The 17,699-nt window shown below is 62.7% G+C and carries 18 protein-coding genes and 3 pseudogenes; 12 read left to right on the forward strand and 9 right to left on the reverse strand.

Annotated elements, in window-relative coordinates:
• Positions 1–67: 67 nt before the first annotated feature.
• Together AWB66_RS24725 and AWB66_RS24730 are read right to left on the reverse strand one after the other, a co-directional pair.
• Positions 68–1,747: an ATP-binding protein gene (locus AWB66_RS24725; protein ID WP_087632720.1), complete on the reverse strand. Its 1,680-nt coding sequence runs from the start codon at positions 1,745–1,747 to the stop codon at positions 68–70.
• Between the two features lie 4 nt (positions 1,748–1,751).
• Positions 1,752–3,269 (reverse strand): ATPase domain-containing protein, encoded by a 1,518-nt coding sequence (locus AWB66_RS24730; RefSeq protein WP_087632721.1) that lies wholly within the window; start codon positions 3,267–3,269, stop codon positions 1,752–1,754.
• A gap of 84 nt (positions 3,270–3,353) precedes the next feature.
• On the opposite strand from AWB66_RS24730, the gene AWB66_RS33510 reads away from it, so the two are divergent.
• The gene (locus AWB66_RS33510) at positions 3,354–3,767 is read left to right on the forward strand and encodes a hypothetical protein (protein WP_143328359.1); all 414 of its coding nucleotides are present in this window, start codon (positions 3,354–3,356) and stop codon (positions 3,765–3,767) included.
• Here the strand turns inward: AWB66_RS33510 and AWB66_RS34990 are convergent, their stop codons facing one another.
• Complete coding sequence (locus AWB66_RS34990) at positions 3,768–3,935, reverse strand: DUF2934 domain-containing protein (protein WP_327355336.1); 168 nt, start codon at positions 3,933–3,935, stop codon at positions 3,768–3,770.
• Between the two features lie 741 nt (positions 3,936–4,676).
• Here AWB66_RS34990 and AWB66_RS24750 point away from each other — a divergent pair.
• A pseudogene (locus AWB66_RS24750) lies at positions 4,677–4,850 on the forward strand (transposase); the annotation flags it as partial.
• Here the strand turns inward: AWB66_RS24750 and AWB66_RS33070 are convergent.
• The 6 genes from AWB66_RS33070 to AWB66_RS24780 form a co-directional block, all read right to left on the reverse strand.
• Positions 4,823–5,389, reverse strand: coding sequence for a hypothetical protein (locus tag AWB66_RS33070; RefSeq protein WP_125469778.1), 567 nt, complete (start codon positions 5,387–5,389; stop codon positions 4,823–4,825). The pseudogene AWB66_RS24750 and the gene AWB66_RS33070 sit on opposite strands and share 28 nt — an antisense overlap.
• Before the next feature lie 132 nt (positions 5,390–5,521).
• Positions 5,522–5,734 (reverse strand): hypothetical protein, encoded by a 213-nt coding sequence (locus AWB66_RS24755; RefSeq protein WP_125469779.1) that lies wholly within the window; start codon positions 5,732–5,734, stop codon positions 5,522–5,524.
• A 12-nt stretch (positions 5,735–5,746) separates the two neighbouring features.
• The gene (locus AWB66_RS33770) at positions 5,747–5,989 is read right to left on the reverse strand and encodes a hypothetical protein (protein WP_159462936.1); all 243 of its coding nucleotides are present in this window, start codon (positions 5,987–5,989) and stop codon (positions 5,747–5,749) included.
• The gene (locus AWB66_RS33075) at positions 5,964–7,562 is read right to left on the reverse strand and encodes a hypothetical protein (protein WP_159462937.1); all 1,599 of its coding nucleotides are present in this window, start codon (positions 7,560–7,562) and stop codon (positions 5,964–5,966) included. Before AWB66_RS33075 ends, AWB66_RS33770 begins: the two co-directional genes overlap by 26 nt.
• On the reverse strand, positions 7,529–7,936 hold the full coding sequence (locus AWB66_RS24770) for a hypothetical protein (RefSeq protein WP_125469781.1): 408 nt from the start codon (positions 7,934–7,936) through the stop codon (positions 7,529–7,531). The genes AWB66_RS33075 and AWB66_RS24770 overlap by 34 nt, the downstream gene beginning before the upstream one ends.
• Before the next feature lie 517 nt (positions 7,937–8,453).
• Positions 8,454–9,329: an IclR family transcriptional regulator gene (locus AWB66_RS24780; protein ID WP_087632729.1), complete on the reverse strand. Its 876-nt coding sequence runs from the start codon at positions 9,327–9,329 to the stop codon at positions 8,454–8,456.
• Between the two features lie 282 nt (positions 9,330–9,611).
• Between AWB66_RS24780 and AWB66_RS24785 the strand changes: the two genes are divergently transcribed.
• From AWB66_RS24785 to AWB66_RS24825, 10 genes and pseudogenes are all read left to right on the forward strand, one after another.
• Complete coding sequence (locus tag AWB66_RS24785) at positions 9,612–10,703, forward strand: ABC transporter ATP-binding protein (protein ID WP_087632730.1); 1,092 nt, start codon at positions 9,612–9,614, stop codon at positions 10,701–10,703.
• Entirely contained in the window at positions 10,696–11,613 is a 918-nt protein-coding gene (locus AWB66_RS24790) for an ABC transporter permease (protein ID WP_087632731.1), read from the forward strand. The genes AWB66_RS24785 and AWB66_RS24790 overlap by 8 nt, the downstream gene beginning before the upstream one ends.
• A 15-nt stretch (positions 11,614–11,628) precedes the next feature.
• On the forward strand, positions 11,629–12,423 hold the full coding sequence (locus AWB66_RS24795) for an ABC transporter permease (RefSeq protein WP_087632732.1): 795 nt from the start codon (positions 11,629–11,631) through the stop codon (positions 12,421–12,423).
• A gap of 10 nt (positions 12,424–12,433) precedes the next feature.
• On the forward strand, positions 12,434–12,742 hold the full coding sequence (locus AWB66_RS24800; RefSeq protein WP_087632733.1) for a (2Fe-2S)-binding protein: 309 nt from the start codon (positions 12,434–12,436) through the stop codon (positions 12,740–12,742).
• Entirely contained in the window at positions 12,739–14,163 is a 1,425-nt protein-coding gene (locus AWB66_RS24805) for an FAD/NAD(P)-dependent oxidoreductase (RefSeq protein WP_087632734.1), read from the forward strand. The genes AWB66_RS24800 and AWB66_RS24805 overlap by 4 nt, the downstream gene beginning before the upstream one ends.
• Positions 14,156–15,289 (forward strand): NAD(P)/FAD-dependent oxidoreductase, encoded by a 1,134-nt coding sequence (locus AWB66_RS24810; protein ID WP_087632735.1) that lies wholly within the window; start codon positions 14,156–14,158, stop codon positions 15,287–15,289. The genes AWB66_RS24805 and AWB66_RS24810 overlap by 8 nt, the downstream gene beginning before the upstream one ends.
• Before the next feature lie 14 nt (positions 15,290–15,303).
• Positions 15,304–16,350, forward strand: a complete 1,047-nt coding sequence (locus tag AWB66_RS24815) for an ABC transporter substrate-binding protein (RefSeq protein WP_087632736.1) — start codon at positions 15,304–15,306, stop codon at positions 16,348–16,350.
• 490 nt (positions 16,351–16,840) lie between these two features.
• A pseudogene (locus AWB66_RS34995) lies at positions 16,841–16,939 on the forward strand (antitoxin Xre-like helix-turn-helix domain-containing protein); the annotation flags it as partial.
• A gap of 65 nt (positions 16,940–17,004) precedes the next feature.
• Positions 17,005–17,178, forward strand: a pseudogene (locus AWB66_RS34495) (antitoxin Xre/MbcA/ParS toxin-binding domain-containing protein); the annotation flags it as partial.
• Positions 17,175–17,654: an RES family NAD+ phosphorylase gene (locus tag AWB66_RS24825; RefSeq protein ID WP_087632737.1), complete on the forward strand. Its 480-nt coding sequence runs from the start codon at positions 17,175–17,177 to the stop codon at positions 17,652–17,654. The pseudogene AWB66_RS34495 and the gene AWB66_RS24825, both read left to right, overlap by 4 nt.
• Positions 17,655–17,699: the final 45 nt, after the last annotated feature.

The raw sequence follows: 17,699 nt of genomic DNA on the forward strand, positions 1-17,699 counted from the left end.
ATTGCGCATTTCGACGAGCGAAGTGCCATGCCGCCCTATGCCGCCGCCGACGCGGACTTGCTGCCGCTCAGCTACCGAGCCCCAGACGGACAATTCGTGCGAGTTCATCGAGCTGAAATGGCTTGCGCAAGATCGTGAGGCCCTTATCGGCCAGCTTCGACGTATCGACATCCGCGTAACCGGTTGCGAGAATCACCGGGAGATCGGCGCGCAGCTTTCGAGCCTGCGCTATCATCTCCATCCCGTTCATGCCTGGCATGGCAAAGTCGACCATTAGCAGATCGGGATCATCATCTGCAAGCCGCCCCAGGCCGCTCGGACCATCCGGGGCATTGGTGACCGTATAACCCAGCATCTTCAGGCATTCAACGATCATGATGCGTACGTCCTCGTCGTCCTCGACAACCAGAATATGTTTCTCGGTCGCCGCACTCTGCTCCGGGTCGGCCGCGGCCTTCATCGGAGACAGGTCCTTCGGTCCCAGTGGAAGCCATATCTGAACGGTCGTCCCTTTTCCTTCTTCGCTTTCGATGCGAGCGGTACCGCCCGCCTGTCGGGCGATTCCATATACCTGGCTCAAGCCCAGTCCTGTGCCCTTTCCAACAGGTTTGGTTGTGAAGAAAGGATCGAAGACCCGCGATACCACGCTCGCCGGGATCCCTGAACCGGAATCACTCACCTCCACCACGACATAACGCTCCGATGTGAAGGTCGCGTCCGGCGCCGGCCGCGTTGCCGTGCGTATGGTCAGGTCACCGCCGTTGGGCATCGCGTCTCGCGCATTGATCGCCAGGTTGAGAATGGCCAACTCGAGTTGGTTGGCATCGGCCCGAGTCCACAGTTCGTCGCCTTCGAAAGCGGTTAAGTATTTGATCGACGAGCCCAGCGAAATGGAAATGATGTCGCGCATGCCCTGAAGCAGAACGATGACGTTGACCGCTTTCAGATCGAGATTGCTGGTGCGGGAAAAGGCGAGCAGCTGGCCCGTGAGCTTCGCGCCACGCTCGGTTGCCCGCTTGGTGGTCGCGGCCATATTGCGGATTCGTTCATCGCTGCTGATGCGCGCGATGAGATCGGCATTGGCCATGATGACATTCAATAGATTGTTAAAGTCGTGCGCAATGCCCCCTGTCAATTGCCCGAGCGCTTCCATTTTTTGTGATTGAACCAGGACCGCCTGGACCTTTGCACGCTCATGGATTTCCTTCATCAAGCGGTCGTTTGCGGACGCGAGTGCCTCGGTCCTATCGGCAATGCGGGTCTCGAGCGAATCGTTTAGGCGCTCGAGCGCCTCTTGGGCCTTCGCTCGCTCCAAAAGATGTTGATGCGACTCGGCAAGGTGCCCGCGAGAATCGTACTGCCTGGCTCGTGCACGAAGGGACGACGCGACCGCTCGGCGCAGCGTCTCCGAATTCAACGGACGCTCGAGCACCACAACATTACCAAGCTCTTCCAGCGCCTGCAGGCTTCGTGCCGAGCGCCGCTCGACCCGCTTTCCGGCGAGTACGATGATCGGAAAGTCGGACCAGAGGGGTTGCCGTCTGAGCCAGCTCAATAGATTGGCGGCGTCGGCCACCAGCAGCGCTTCCTCGGTAATGACAGCGGTTCCTGCGCCGTCCGCCAACTCGGCCGCCAGCCCGCCTAAGTCGTCGCACGCGAAGCATTCACGGCCGTCCGCCGTCAACACGTCCGCGATCACATGAGCGTCGCGGCCGAACGGAGCTAATATCAGAACCCGGTGCTCCATGGTCTTACTGTCGTGCTGGGTCGATACCAGCAGATGGCGGCACTAGCATGGCCGTGCCACCCTTGTATGCCGGCAAGCCGCTCAGAATGCCTTCAAAGTCCCGCAACGCCTCCCCGACATCTAGCCCGGTGTTGCTCAGCCGGAACTGACGTATGGAGCGCTCATGCGCATTTGCCCTGCTCTTGAGGGCCGTTACGGCAGTCAGGACTTCGCCCTGGCGCTCGAAATAGCGGAATAGGAGTACGACGTCGCTGAGGTAACTGATGTCAATATCGCTTTGGATTTCACCGATGATTCCGTGCTGCCCAAGAACCAGCATCGTGACCACGCCTCGTTGATTGAGATACCCAAGCAACTCATGCATCTGAAGCAGCAGGTAGCGCTCCCCGGGCATGGCTTGCAGAAATGCATTGAGACTGTCTATCGCTACATACTTCGCGCCTTCCTGCTCCACGCGGTGGCGCACATCGCTTGTAAACTCTCCCGGCGATATCTCGGCAGGATCGACCTGGCGCAGCGACAAAAGCCCGCTCTCGACATGCCGCCCCAGATCCATGCCAAGCTTCGCGCAGCGCTGCAAGAGCGTGTTGAGAGTCTCGTCAAACAGGTAGTAGACGCACGGCTCACCACGTTCCAGCGCGGCTAAAAGGCACGAAACGACCGTGGTTGTCTTGCCGACGCCGGATGGACCTATCAACAGTGAGTTGGTGCCGGGAACTAGCCCTCCTCCAAGCAACTCGTCAAGTCCCTCCGTTCCTGTACTGTGCAATTGGCCAGAGAAAATGCTGTGATGCTCTGCGGCCACCAGCCGCGGGTAGACCTTCATGCCACCTGTGTCGAGTGTCATGTCGTGGTATCCCTCGCGAAACTTGATTCCACGCATCTTCGCGATTCGCAAGCGGCGGCGCTCTCCTCCGTAGTCATGCGTGAGGTTATCCAGACTGATTACGCCGTGCGCGATGCTGTGCAGTGGAAGATCGCCGGGCTCCGCACTGTTGTCATCGAGAAGCAGGACCGTGCAAGCACGCGTGGCGAAGTAACGTTTCAAAGCGAGAATCTGCCTTCGATAGCGCATCGGATTCTGCGATAGCAGCCGCAGTTCGGACAAACTGTCGAACACGAGGCGCGCCGGCTTGAACTCGTCCACCTTTTCGATGACATCCCTCACCGTTTCGCCTAATTCCACTTCTGCCGGGTGCAGAACCGTTTGTTCGTAGCGCGGATCCAGCCCCTCGTCCGATAGCAGTTCGATGATCGTGAATTCACCAACGTTCCATCCGTGACTGGTCGCGACAGCGACGAGTTCGGACTTCGTCTCAGAGAGAGTAACGTAGAGACCCGCTTCGCCCGTTTCAGCGCCTTTGAGTAAAAACTGCAAAGCGAACGTCGTTTTGCCAGCGCCAGGTGCGCCCTCAATAAGGTACATCCGGTGTGGCGTAAGTCCGCCGCCGAGAATGTCGTCGACACCGTCGACTCCTGAGGCGAGGCGCGGTGGCGTAGCCTCGCGTGTGTGTTCTGCCATGGCTATCTAGTGGGTGAGGTTGACTGATCCGCCCGAGAGCGCTCGCAAAGCCGTTTCGGGAGCGGCGCAACCGTAAGGCAATAAGTGGGCCAGGTCGGTGAACTGCAATGTCCGCCAGATAAGTCCGTCGTCCGCCGAGAGCAAGGCCCCGGTGTCTACACATTGAGATCGACGTACGCAGGGCGCAATGGCGATCGCCGTGCGCAGGCCGGTGGCGGCCGCGAGCGACTGCGGATCGCGGCTATAAGGGTGTTGATCCGCATCGATGCGATGTGGCTCGCGATCGAGCCGGTCGGCATGCGCGCCGGTATCGATACGCTGCTTGCGCGCCTAGTCAAGGTGTTTGCGCCAGTGACCTTTTCGGAGTTGGCGCCACTGGTCTTCGCTCATCTGCTCGACCGCGTGCAGGGCTCTGAACTTGACTTATCCCTGTGGGGCTGTCGGGTGCGGCTGCCCCTGCTGTTGTCAAAGCTGTTCCTCCACGCTTTCCCGAACTAGTCACCAATACTCGTCCGCGCATCCTTCCATGCTCCCATCCTGCGGCCAAAGTTCGTACGCTTGTAACCGAATCCGTTCGTCGATCGTCAGGGGTTCGATTCGAGATCTCCGAGCTTCAGTTGGTAGTGCCGGTCCGGATAGCGGATAAATTGTTGATGCACGACGCAGCTATCGCGCGATAGCAATTCAACCGCGATGCGGTGAAGTCACGGGACGAAGGCGTCAAGGATCAGCCGATCGGAGCGTCGAGGCGAGGCACAGGCGAAGAAAACGTCGCTCGTATGCGTTCGCGCAAATATGTTAGATCGACAAGATGTGCGTTGGCCAATGCCGAGAGCAACGCAGAAACCCTGCCGTCTCGCTATCGGCGTCAGAGCGGGCGGCGCACATTCTAGGCGCCGTGGCTCCTGCAAGTTGGCTGGCATTGCGACGCGCTAAACATCTGTCCCGTAACAGGGCACATCGGAGGCACAGGCAAAATAGACCGCGACCATTTTTGCACGCAAAACAATCGACACATCAAAGTCGCGTCCGGTAGAGGATCGGCGGCCACCCGCCTGAACGTTCGATCCCGTAAGGTCGCAATGCGACGTTACGGTACATCCATCGCATCGGCCAAGCGGTCGTGTGCCGGTGGAGTGTCAGCGGGGCTCGGTACGAGAGTTCACGCGTTCGAGCTCGCGCCTTTCCGACATCAGATCAACCGCGCCTGCGATTTCTTCGGCCGTCGTGTAGTGAACCATATGCCCGGCCTCTGGCGAAATCTTAATCGTGCTATGGGGCAGCTCACGGTGCAATCGAACAGAGTGCGACTCAACGTCGACGACTTTGTCAGAGGTGGCCCCAGCAATCCGGACAGTGGTATAGGTGGAGAGGCCGGGCATAATGCTCGGCAAAGGATCCCGGAAGATGACCAAGAGAACACGGCGTACGCACTCAGCGGCGTTCAAAGCAAAGTTGGCGCTGGCGGCGGTGCGCGGCGAGCGCACGCTGGCCGAACTCGCACAGCAATTCGATGTTCACCCGAACCAGATCACCGAGTGGAAGCGGCAACTTCAGGAGCGCACGGCGGACGTATTCGGTGCGAGCGGCCTGCCCCCCAGGGCAGGAGAAAAGGCCGTGATGCCCTCCAGCAGTTGTTGCAGGTCCTGCAGGTTGCGATACGGATAGGTCTCGTTGTGGACCTTCTTGCCTTGCCAGACGGTGTAGTCCGCCTTGAACTCGCCGATTTTCACCGCGATGCGCTGATTCGCCCGTCTCGGCCCGCGCGCCCGCGGGCCCGGCGCCTGGCGGACGTTCGCGACACTGCTGAGCGCGCGCACAAGGGCCTCGTCGAAATTCGTTTGGGCAAGATCGAGCGAGGTCACGTTGTCACGGTTCAGCACTCGCCCGTCGAGTCCCTCGATGCGGACGGAAACCAGCACGATGACCGGCACCGTTGGCAGCACGCTGGCGATGTAATCGAGCAAAGCGATCGCGGCGCTGCCGTTGCCGGTGCCTCCGGTCTTCTCCTTGCGCACCATGCCATCGAGCACGATCAGGCCGAGGCTCGCGCGGCTTGCCGGATCGGCGAACAGCGTCTGGTGCGCGCTATCCGTGGAGAAGTACGGCGTCGCGTGCATCCTGGCGAAGCGGCCGATGGCGCGCGCCGGCGAGTTGCGTGCGCAATCCTCGATGCGCCTGAATGATCAATTCGAGTCGCGCAGTGTCATCGGTAACGACGGCAATCTGCTTCGCAGCGGTCGCGACCGTGCTCATGATCCGGTCGCGCTCGGCAACCCGTCGACGATGCGTTGCACAAGGCGTCCGAGATCGAGCGACGTCGGTGTGCGCACGGGATAGCGGCGCAGATCGATGCTTTCCGCCAGGCGCTCGAAGGTGATGTCGGCCTTGCCGATTTCGGCAAGAAGGCGCTTTTCGAGATCCGCCCCGCTTGTCCGGGCAGATGCGGACGCGCCGCGGCACAACGCCGTCATCTGTCACACCAGCGAACTCGCGAGCGCGAGCGGCGCACGTGTCTGTTGGGCGATGTCGGCGGCGGCTTCGCGCATGAAGCGCATATCCACTTCCCATTGGCGCGCCTTCACGTCGACGAGAAACCAGATCGCGGTGTCGAAGCTCCCTTTCAGGACGCGGCGCGTCGCCAGCACGGGACGCGTCTGCCCGTCCTCACCCAGCAGCTCGATGCGGCGCTTTTCAGTCGCTACGAGCCCTTTGAACACTTCCTGCGCGCACACGTCCTGTTCGGCCGTGTAGTCGCTCAGGAAATTTTTCTGCGGCCGCTCGCCATGAACGCCGAGCAGCCGGCGGGCCGCCTTGTTGGTCGACAGAATGGTGCCTTCCATGCCGACCACTACGACGCCCTGGCGGGTCTCGCTCATGACGACTTTGTTGATCTCGGCCATCGCGCGCTGATCGATACCGTGTTGCAGCAAAACGGTCAGCTCGGTCAACGAATCGAAATCGGCGCCGTGGAATGCGTGCCCCTCGCGCGTCTCGACGTGCAGCATCCAACGGATTCGGCCATAGAGAAACAATGGAATGGTGATCGCGGAATGCACGACCGTGCGTCCGAGACTGACATATCCGTACTGCTAGAACTTCGGATTGCCGATCTCGTTGATCACGACCGTTTTGCGCAGGTGGAAGCGACTGCCGAGCATCCCAATCGAAAATGGCTGCGCATAGTCGGGGCGGATAAGAAACAGCTTGCTCGCGTCCTTGTTCTGATAGAAGAGCCTGAATACTTCCGCCTGCCGGTCGACCCGATACAGCGAGACGTAGTCCCGCTCGTAGTTCTGCGCGAGCTTTTTTTTCGACGATCTCGCACGTGACGGCCGGCAGCTCTTTCGCCTGCGCGAGCTGCTTGGCCAGCGCCACGCCGAGATCGTGGCGCTGGCGCTCGATTTCATCCTCGATGCGTATCAGCACCGGCTCCAGGTCGAGATTGCGCAACACTTCACCCTCGACCTCCGAGTAAATCCGGCTGCGGGAGCAGAGCGACAGCGCCGAACTCGGTCCCTTCGAGTCCTTGGCGATGAGTGACGTCGCGGAGATCATGCCTTGCCGTTGATACATCCGCACGACCTCGTTGTCCGCGAACCCTGGGTATTCGCGCACGAAGCTAAGAATGTCCGGAATCGACGCCCTGCCCTTACTGAGGTACTCCGCGATTCCCTCCGGCAACGGCAGCCATCGCTCCACCCAGTCGAAGTCTTCGCGGGCCTTGACCACGTCGGCGGTCGGGTCGTCACCGTCGCATGAGTACAGTGCGAATGCGCGGAAATATTTCGCGCGCTCTGCATACATGCCGAAGGTCGCGTGATCGAACGGAATCAGCCGTTTGATCTGGCGGAGAATCCAACGTAGCCGCTCTTCCCACGATCGGATCGAGACATCGCGGGCAATGCGCGCGATCTGCTCACGCACGCGGTCCTCCAGCGTCAGTTCGATCACCGCGAGCACGCCGAGCGCACGTCCGTCCGGCGCGAGATCCGAAATGAGCAGCATCGGCGCCGCTTCGCGCTCGTGATTGGTGTATTTGCCCAGCGCGACATCTAGCTTGACTCGCTGGCTCCGCTTCAGGCAATTGTCGAAGCAGCGCTTGGTGGTGCGTGGGTTCGGATGGTTCTTCGGCGGCGGATCCGCTTCCTTGAATTGCGAGAACAGCGAACGCCCGATCAACTTATCCGGCGCGAGCGTCAACGCGCTGTAGGTCGATGAATTCGCGCTTCGAATGACCCCGTCCACGCACACGCGCATCACAGCAAGCGGCGAGTCTTCCAGACGCCGCAATTCCGCGCGCCGCATTGGAGCACATCGGCGACGAGCAACAGACGGTCTCCGCTCTCTGGAAAGCGGTAGAGCGCGTGCAGCGAGGCCGGCACGAGCGCGCCGGTGGGGCTTCGGTACAGCGCCTCGACAGGGCTATCGGCGATCAGCTCATCAGGCGGCGCGCCGGGCTTGAGTCCCGCCAGCATGAACGAAGCCGTGAGCGGACGGCCTTTGGACGCAGGTGCGACGCTTTCGAACGCGAGATTGGTCTTCGTGACCACGCCGGCGCGATCGAGGATCGCGCACGGGCCCTCTGACAACATGATCTCATGCATGAAAAGCTCAAGGGGAGTATCGCTTGCGGGCAGGACGCTGCCGATCGTCTGGCTACTCATAACCCCTCCGGCTGATCGCACAAAAATGCTGGAGATCGGAATGGATGAAACCGAATTGCACTATGTTGCTAATTCAAGACGCTGTACAACGCCGCCACTGGCGCGGTCGAACGGCGGCATTGCCGTATGGCGAAATCACGGTGCATGAATGCGTCGACCACGAAGCGCCGCCTGCGTTGCGCAATGAAACGACGATCCTATTTAGGATTGTTTATCAATGTGCGGCAAATAGATTTATGTCAGTTAGCGACAATCCTCGGTTGGCATACACACAAGCGTGAGCGCTCCCATGGAAAGTTGTCGTGAATGAACGGTGGCCGCGCGGCGCTCACGGACCTCATCTCCCCGCCACGTGAGGCGGGCCGCGTCGGCAAATTTTCGAAACAAGGCAGCGCAACCTTTTATGGGCTGACGGCCACTGCGGCTCGCGGGCGGCGACGACGAGCGCGCATGGCGTCGAGCCGGGCACCGGCCTGTGGCCGCTGACGCTTCGAGCGCGCTCGTATCGTTCCGCCGTTTATTCCGCCGGCCCTGACAGCGGCCTGGTGGCCATCGCGCGCGTCAGGCCATGAGCCGGACGGCGCACGGCCACATCGAACGGATTAATTTGCGGTCCGAGCGCCTGCGCCTGGCGCTTCAGCAGTTCGACCACCATCGGCAGGCGGTCTTCGCCCAGGCGCGTCGACAGCGTGCCGACGCTTAACGCGCCGACTGCATTCCCCGAGCGGTCAAGAATCGGTACCGCCACGCCCGCCATCCCGTCAATCAACCCGCTGTTGCGGCCCGCGTACCCCTGCGCACGCACGCGCTCGATCTCCGTGCGCAAATACACCTCGTCGAACACGCCGTAGTTGTGCAGCCGCGGCACGTTGTAACGGATGATCTCTTCGCGCTCGGCTTCCGGCTGGAACGCGAGAATAGCGAGGCTCCCCTGCCCCACGCCCAGCGCGACCCGCCCGCCTACATCGCCCGTGAAGGAACGGATTGGATAAGGACCTTCGCACATGTCGAGGCAAACCGCATCGAAGCTGCTTTTCACGAGCAGGAAGATGGTGTCGCCAAGACTCGCGCACAGACGCAGCAGCACGGGCCGACACAGCGTGCGCATCCGGCTCGGATTGCCCGCCTGCGCCGCCAGCGAGAAGAAATCTACGCTCAGCCGATAACGCTTGGTCCCTTCGTCCTGTTCGACGACGCCTTCCGCGATCAGCGCATGCAGGATGCGATGCACGGTGGCCTGCGTCAGTCCCACCGCCTTCGCAAGCGCGGTGACGCGGCTGCCTTCGGCCTGGTCCTCGCCGAGCGCGCGAATCACGGCGAACGCACGCTGGAGCATGCCGACGCCCGGCGCGTCCGGCGCTTGCGTTCCGTTTCCCTCGTTAGAAGCTTTCATCGTCGCCTCGTGTATTCCATTCAACGGAATGTCCGCGCCATGCATTTCTCCGCCCTATTCGACCCGATTAGGCCGCGTTGCGCAATCTAAGGGATAACCCAAATCACGTTGATCGAAATAATTTCCTTGCCAAAGCAGTAAAAATTCCATTGTTCGAAATTCACAAGCAAGTTTCACTCATTCAGTGGAATTCGAATTGACGCACGGAAATTTGGCTGGCTAGAGTCGGTCATCTGAATCAGTCGCACACAGGCGGCGCGCGACGCGCCGAAGGGGCAGGCCATGTCATTCCTCACATTGACCGATCTGTCGAAATCGTTCGGCGATCTGCACGCCGTCGCCGACGTCAATCTATCGGTCGAGAAAGGCGAATTCGTCTCGCTGCTCGGACCCTCGGGCTGCGGCAAGACCACGACCTTGCAGATGATCGCGGGCTTCATCGAAACGACGCGCGGGCGCATCATGCTCGACGGCCGCGACATCACCCACATGCGCCCAAACCGGCGCGGCCTCGGCATTGTGTTCCAGAGCTATGCGCTCTTTCCACACCTGAGCGTCGAGCAAAACGTGAGTTTCGGGCTGGAGATGCGCGGCATCGACAAGAGCGAGCGCCGCGAGCGCGCGCGCGACGCGCTGTCGCTCGTGCGGCTCGACAAGTTCGCGCATCGCTTTCCGCGCGAGTTGTCCGGCGGGCAACGTCAGCGCGTGGCGCTCGCGCGAGCGATCGTCATCGCGCCGCCCGTGCTGCTGCTCGACGAGCCGATGTCCAACCTCGACGCGAAGCTGCGCGAGGACATGCAGTTCGAGTTGCGCGGCATTCAACGCAAGATCGGCACGACGACGATCATGGTCACGCACGATCAGTCCGAAGCGCTGTCGATCAGCGATCGCGTCGTCGTGATGGAAGCGGGCCGCATTACGCAGGTCGATACGCCCTATCGCGCGTATGAGCGTCCCGAGACGAGCTTCGTGTCGCAGTTCATCGGCAAGGCCAACATGCTGCGCGGCACGATCGTCGCGCGCGACGGCGACGCCATTCGCGTCGATCTCGGCCACGATCTCGCGGAGACGGGCTCGACCTCGCAGCTTCCGGAGCGCGAGCGCGCGATCGGCGTCGGCGATGCGGTCACCGTGTGCATCCGTCCGGAAAAATTGAGGCTCGGCGCGGCGGGCAGCGGACGTCTGCCGGGCCGCGTGACGAGCCGCTTCTTTCTCGGCAGCCAGTGGCTCTACCGGCTCGACAGTCGCGCGGGCGAAATGCTTGTGTGCTGCCAGAATCACGGCGACGAGCCGCTCGAAGAAGGCGCGCAAGTGGGCATCGACTGGAACACGGAATCGATCCGCTTCATCCAGCAGGAGGCCGCCCGTGGATAGCACGCTGCGTTCTTCCGAGTCTGCGTCGGCGGCGGAATCGAACAGCGCCCCGCGCGCGCCGTGGCATGCGAATCTGCCGCTCTGGATGATGAGCGCGCCCGCGCTACTGCTTTTCGCGGTGCTCGTGATCGTGCCGCTCGCGATGACGCTCGCGCTCACGTTCTATCGATTCGATCCCGCGATCGGCCCCGTCGCCGCGTTCGATCTGCATAACTACGCCGAAGTGCTCGGCTCGTCGTACTTCCACACGATCTTCGCGCGCACGTTCGGCATCGCCGCGCTGGTGACCTTGCTGTGTGTCGTGATCGGCACGCCCGAGGCATACATTCTGTCGCGCATGGGCGATCCGTGGCGGTCCATCTTCCTGCTGGTGATTCTCGCGCCGCTGCTCGTCTCGGTCGTCGTGCGCGCGTTCGGCTGGAGCATGCTGCTCAACGTGAACGGGCTCGTGAATCAGTTGCTCGGCGCGTTTGGCTTCGGTCCGTACAAGCTGCTCTATACGACGTTCGCGATCGTCATCGCGCTGATTCACGTGATGCTGCCGTTCATGGTGATCCCGGTGTGGACCGCGCTGCAGCGCATCGATCCGCAGACGGAAAACGCCGCGCTCTCGCTGATGGCCTCGCCCGCCGTCACGCTGTGGCGCATCGTGCTGCCGCAACTCGTGCCGGGGATTTTGTCGGGCAGTCTGATCGTGTTCGGCCTGTCCGCGAGCGCCTTCGCGATTCCTGGGCTGCTCGGCGGACGCCGTCTGAAGGTCGCGGCCACCACCGTCTACGACCAGTTCCTCAGTTCGTTGAACTGGCCGCTCGGCGCAACCATCGCGGTGCTGTTGCTCATCGCCAATCTGGTGGTGATGCTCACTTACTATCGCGTGCTCGAGCGGCGCTATACGCGCAGCATGGGCTGAACGAGGCGATCCATCATGCGCAAAAACGGTCCCGTCGCGCTGGCGTTCCATACGATCGTGATCCTGTTCGTGCTGGCGCCGCTCGTCATCGTCATGCTCGTCGCGTTCACGCCCGAAGAAACGCTGACGCTGCCCACGCACGGCCTCTCGCTGCGCTGGTTCCGCGCGATTCTCGATTATCCCGACTTCATCTCGGCGTTCTTCAACAGCGTGAAGCTCGCGTTCGCATCGGCGACGCTGTCGCTCGTGATCGCGTTGCCCGCCGGACTCGCGATCGGCCGCGCGCGCTTTCCGGGGCGCGGCTTCCTGAACGGCCTGCTGCTCTCGCCGCTCGTGATTCCCGGCCTCGTGCTCGGCATCGCGATGCTGCGCTTCTTCGCGCTGATCGGCGTAACCGGCTCGTTCGCGTGGCTGATCCTCGCGCACATGGTCATCATCACGCCGTTCGTGATGCGGCTCGTGCTCGCGTCGGTGAGCGGCATGGACCGCAGCATCGAGCACGCGGCGGCGTCGCTCGGCGCAAGCTCGTGGACGACCTTCCGCCGCGTCACGCTGCCGATGATCCTGCCCGGTATCACCGGCGGCTGGCTGCTGGCCTTCATCAACAGCTTCGACGAGCTGACGATGTCGGTCTTCGTCACGTCGCCGCAAACGGTGACGCTGCCGGTGCGAATGTACATGTACGCAACCGAATCGCTCGATCCGATGATGGCGTCCGTCTCAGCGCTCGTCATCTTCATCACCGCGGGCGCGATGCTGATTCTCGACCGCGTGTACGGGCTCAACCGCATTCTGATCGGCCAGCACTGAGCCCATACTCATGAGCACCGCAACGATTCATCATGCGCCGCAGTTCGTTCGTCTCGACGAGATCGAGCGCGCGCGCATTCCCTTCGTTCTCGATGGCGTGCCGGCCGAAGCGCTCGCGGGCGATACGCTCCTGACCGCCATCCTCTTGCAGCAACGGCATGTGCGGCACAGCGAATTCAGCGGCAAGCCGCGCGCGGGCTTCTGCCTGATCGGCGCGTGTCAGGACTGCTGGGTGCGCGGCGAGGACGGCAAGCGCATGCGCGCATGTTCGACGCGCATCGAAGCGGGCATGCGTGTCGTCACGGAGGACGTGCGATGACCGGCGCGCATCGTGTGGTGATCGTCGGTGCCGGACCGGCTGGCGTTCGCGCAGCTCAGACGCTCGTCGCGGCGGGATTGCGGCCGGTCGTCATCGACGAGAACGCGCGCTGGGGCGGACAGATCTATCGGCAGCCGCCCGCCGACGCGGGCTTCAAACGCAGTGCAGCGACGCTCTACGGCTTCGAAGCGAAGAAGGCCGAAGCCGTGCACGGCGCGATGGCGAAGCTGCTGCCGAAGGTCGACTACCGCCCCGACACGCTCGCGTGGGCGTGTGAGCAGAACCGTCTCGACACCCTTCACGCGGGACGCGAGGCGAGCGTGCCGTTCACGCATCTGATCATCGCGAGCGGCGCGACGGATCGCGTGGTGCCGCTGCCCGGCTGGACGCTCGCGGGCGTCTTCACGCTCGGCGGCGCGCAGGTCGCGTTGAAGGCGCAAGGCTGCGCGATCGGTTCGCGCGTCGTGTTCGCGGGCACCGGGCCGCTCCTGTATCTCGTCGCCTATCAATACGCGAAAGCGGGCGCGCGGGTCGCGGCCGTGCTCGATACAAGCCCGTTCTCGCGTCAGGCCGCCGCCGCGCCGCGCCTGCTCAACCAGCCTGCGACGTTCGCCAAGGGCCTGTATTACGTCGCATGGCTGCAGGCGCATGGCGTGCGTATCGAACGTGGCGTGACGCTCGATAACATCGACGGCGACGATGCCGTGTACGGCATCCGCTGGCGCACGCATCGCGGCGAGCCACGCACGCTCGACTGCGATGCCGTCGGCATGGGTTTCGGCCTGCGCCCCGAAACGCAGCTCGCGGATCTCGCCGGATGCCGCTTTCGCTTCGACGCGCTCAATCGCTGCTGGCTTCCGGAGCGCGACGCGGCGGGCCGCAGCTCGGAACGCAACGTGTATCTCGCCGGCGACGGCGCGGGCATCGCCGGTGCGGACGCCGCCGAGCTCGCGGGACGGCGCGTTGCGCTCGCGCTGATCGAAGACATCGGCATCATGGCTCACGAACGCGCTCAGCCCGATGCAGCGAAGCTCGAACGCGAACTCGAACGCATCGCCGTTTTCCGCGCGGGCATCGAGCATGCATTCGCGCCGCCCGCGAACGCCGCGCAGGACTGGCCCGACGACATGACCGTGTGCCGCTGCGAGGAAGTCACCGCCGGCACGATGCGCGGGTGCATCCGCAGCGGCCTCGCCACGGAAGTCAACCGGCTGAAGGCGCTCACGCGTATCGGCATGGGCCGCTGTCAGGGCCGCATGTGCAGCGAATCCGCCATTGCGCTCCTCGCCGCCGAAACCGGCAAGCCGCTCGCCGAGGTCGGCCGTCTGCGCAGCCAGGCGCCCATCAAACCCATCCCGATCACACCGATGCTCTACGACGACGGCGTGCAGGTGCAGCCCGAGGAAGCCCACGATGAGTGACGCCCGCCATTACGATGTGGTGATCGCGGGCGGCGGGCTCGTCGGCTCGTCGACGGCGCTTGCGCTCGCCAAAGCGGGCATGCGCGTCGCGCTGATCGAACGGCGCTTCTGCGGCGCGCAGGCGAGCGGCGTCAACTACGGCGGCGTGCGCACGCAGGGACGCACGGAAGAACAGTTGCCGCTCGCCGTGCGCGCGCGGCGCGTGTATGGCCGCCTGCCCGAGCTGATCGGCATCGACGGCGAGATGGTCATGTCGGGTCATCTGCGTCTCGCGCGCTACGAAGCCGATCTCGACGTGCTCGATCGATGGTCCGCGATGGCGCGCGAATACGGCGTTCAATCGCAGGTGATGAGCGGCGCCGCATTCCGCAAGCGCTATCCGTGGCTCGGGCCCGCAGCGATCGGCGGCTCGCTCTGTCCGAGCGACGGCCACGCGAATCCGCGTCTCGTCTCGCCGGGTTTCGCGCATGCCGCCCGGCGCGCCGGCGCCGACGTGCGCGAACAGACCGAGCTCGCCGACATCGCCTTCGACGGCACGCGCTTCCAGATGCGCGCGGGCAACGAGCGCATCAGTTCCGACTGGCTCGTCAACAGCGCGGGCGCGTGGGCGAACCGCATCGCGGGCAGCTTCGGCGAAAGCGCGCCGATGAAGCCCATCTATCCGAACATGTGGGTGACCGAGCCGCTGCCGCTCTTTATCGGGCACAGTCTCGGCGTGGTCGGCGGCGGCATCTATGCGCGTCAGGTCGAACGCGGCAACTGCGTGATCGGGGGCGGACGCGGACATGGCGACGGCGAATACGCGCAGCCATCGACGGCGACGACGCGTGCCGTGATGCGCGACGCCTGCGCGCTGCTGCCCTCATTGCGCGATGCGCTTCTGATTCGCACGTGGAGCGGCGTCGAGGGCGAGACGCCCGACAACAATCCGGTCATCGGACCAAGCCGCACCACGCCGCGTCTGCTTCATGCATTCGGATTTTCGGGCGGCGGCTTCCTGCTTGCGCCGGGCGTCGGCGAAGTGCTCGCCGAGATCGTCACGCAGGGCGAAACCAGCACGCCGATCGAGGCCTTTTCGATCGGACGGTTCAGTTCGATGCCTCTTTCCGTCATCCCCCAGTCATAACAAGGAAATTTTCGATGAAGCTGTCTCACACACTCGTTTCGCTCGCCACGCTCGTTGCGCTCGGCACGTCGTCTTCCGCCTGGTCGCAGAGCAAGACCATCTACATCGGCATGAACGGCGGGCCGATGGAAAAGGCATACACGAGCCAGGTGCTGCCCGATTTCGAGAAGGCCAACAACGTGAAGGTCGTCGTGGTGCCGGGCACCTCGTCCGACGTGTTAGCGAAGCTGCTCGCGAACCGCAACAGCCCGCAGATCCACGTCGCGTTCCTCGATGACGGCGTGATGGCCCGCGCCGTCAGCATGGGCGTGTGCCAGAAGCTCGACGATGCGCCGGTGCTCAAGGAGCTGTATCCGTTCGCGCGCCTGAAGGACGACATGGGCGCGGGCGTGCAGCTCGGCATGACCGGCATCGGCTACAACACGAAGCTCTTCAACGAAAAGGGCTGGGCGCCGCCGACCTCGTGGCTCGATTTCGCCGATCCGAAGTACAAGGGCAAGGTCGTGTTCCAGTCGGCGTCGAGCAGCACCTTCGGCCTGCATGGTTTCCTCGCGCTCAACCGCTTGTGGGGCGGTAGCGAGAAGAACGTCGAGCCCGGCTTCAGCAAATGGGCAACGACGGTCGGTCCGAATGTCGTCGAATACATTCCGAACTCGGCGAAGCTCTCGGAAATGATCACGACGGGCGAAGCCGGCCTCTTCCCACTCACGCCGACCGCAATCGGCGATCTCAAGGGCAAGGGTCTGCCGGTGGCCTACGTGGCGCCGAAGGAAGGTGCAGTGCTGCTGCTCGTGGATGTGTGCGTCGTGAAGAACAATTCGGACCCGGCGCTCGCGCAGAAGCTCGCGCAATACTTGTTGTCCGCGCCCGCGCAGACGAAGGCGGCGGAGGCCGGCAAGCAGATTCCCACCAACACGCAGGCGAAAATGACGCCAGACATGGAGAAGAATCTTGGCGACCTGAACGCGCTCGTGAAGAAGGTGACTGTGGTGGACTGGGACTCGATCAACGCGAATCGCGCGCAGTGGGATAAGCGCTGGAATCAGCAGATCGAGAAATAGGCATCGTCGGTCAGACTCGCGTTGACATCGGGCAGTGCGTACTCGGCCATCTTGCTCGCCGACACGGCTATGGATGGCCTCATTCCTATACAACTTTCCGGGTTGGGTAGCTCCTTACCTTACAAGGCTGTGCTTTGTGAACCCCACGCGTACAACAACTTCCTGCTTACCGCGGCGGGAACCTCGGCCGCAAACAGGACAAAGACATTTAAAATAATAATTACCCGCTGCCGACCCGTTCCGGGCCATGTCACGGCTTTCGCGCCGTGCTGACGAACTCAGACTTGCGAAAGAACTCCCGAACCTTTTGCCGCCCGGCTCTCGCAAGTCCTCGTTTCTGCCAATCTGGTGTAACACGGATGCCAAATGGCAGGGGGCTTGTATGATTGTTATCGACAAAATCTCGGCTGACTCACTGCTGGGTGGACGCTCGGTATTTCCACGTGAGCCCCGCTCAGGCCTGGATTGGGTGGATGTCGTCCGTCACGGAATGTCCGCGCAGGCGCTCGATTTCATCCTGAAATCCATCGGAATCTCACAAACAGAACTAGCGCAGGCACTCGACATCCCTGAACGTACGCTGGCACGGCGAAAACGCGAAGGCGTGTTAAGCCGCGAGGAGTCGGCCAAGCTGCTGCGACTCGCGCGTGTCGCCGCGCCGCGCGCGCGGCGGAAGTGTTCGAGGATCTCGAACTGGCCATCGGTTGGCTCAGGTCGCCGGTTGCCGCGCTGGGCGACGTGACGCCGCTTAGCTTGATCGACACAGACATCGGCGCGGACAGCGTACTGGATACTCTTGGGCGCATCGAGCACGGCGTGTTTGCATGACGGTTACGGCATGGCGGGTAACGACAGAACGGTTAGCGGACAGCGCCTTCTCTACGGAAGGCGCACGACTTTATGGTGGGCGCTGGAATCCGAAGGGCGTGGCGCTCGTTTATACCGCGCAGACGCAGTCGCTCGCATTGCTTGAGATGTTGGTGCAGGACTCACCTCTGCCGGCGCGCTATATCATGATCCCGGCCCGAATCCCCGAGTCACTCATCGAACGAGTAGATCCCGCGAGGTTGCCGCGCGACTGGCGCGGCCTCGATGCTCGGACGGAATTGCAGCGAATCGGCGCTGCATGGGTGCGAAAGCGAACGAGCGCGGTGTTCGCCTTCCCCAGCTCTGTCGTTCCCGCGGAGACTAACTACCTGCTCCATCCGAACCATGAAGACTTCGCGCAGGTCGAGCTCGGGTCACGTGATGAATGGCAGACCGACCCGCAGTTGCTGCGCCGCGCCGCTCAGAAAGACTTGTGACGCATGTCACGCGATCGACGGTGCAAATTAACGTCGAGCGCAAGA

Origin of the sequence: Caballeronia telluris, assembly GCF_001544495.1 — a bacterium.
In the GTDB taxonomy this organism is placed as follows: domain Bacteria; phylum Pseudomonadota; class Gammaproteobacteria; order Burkholderiales; family Burkholderiaceae; genus Caballeronia; species Caballeronia telluris.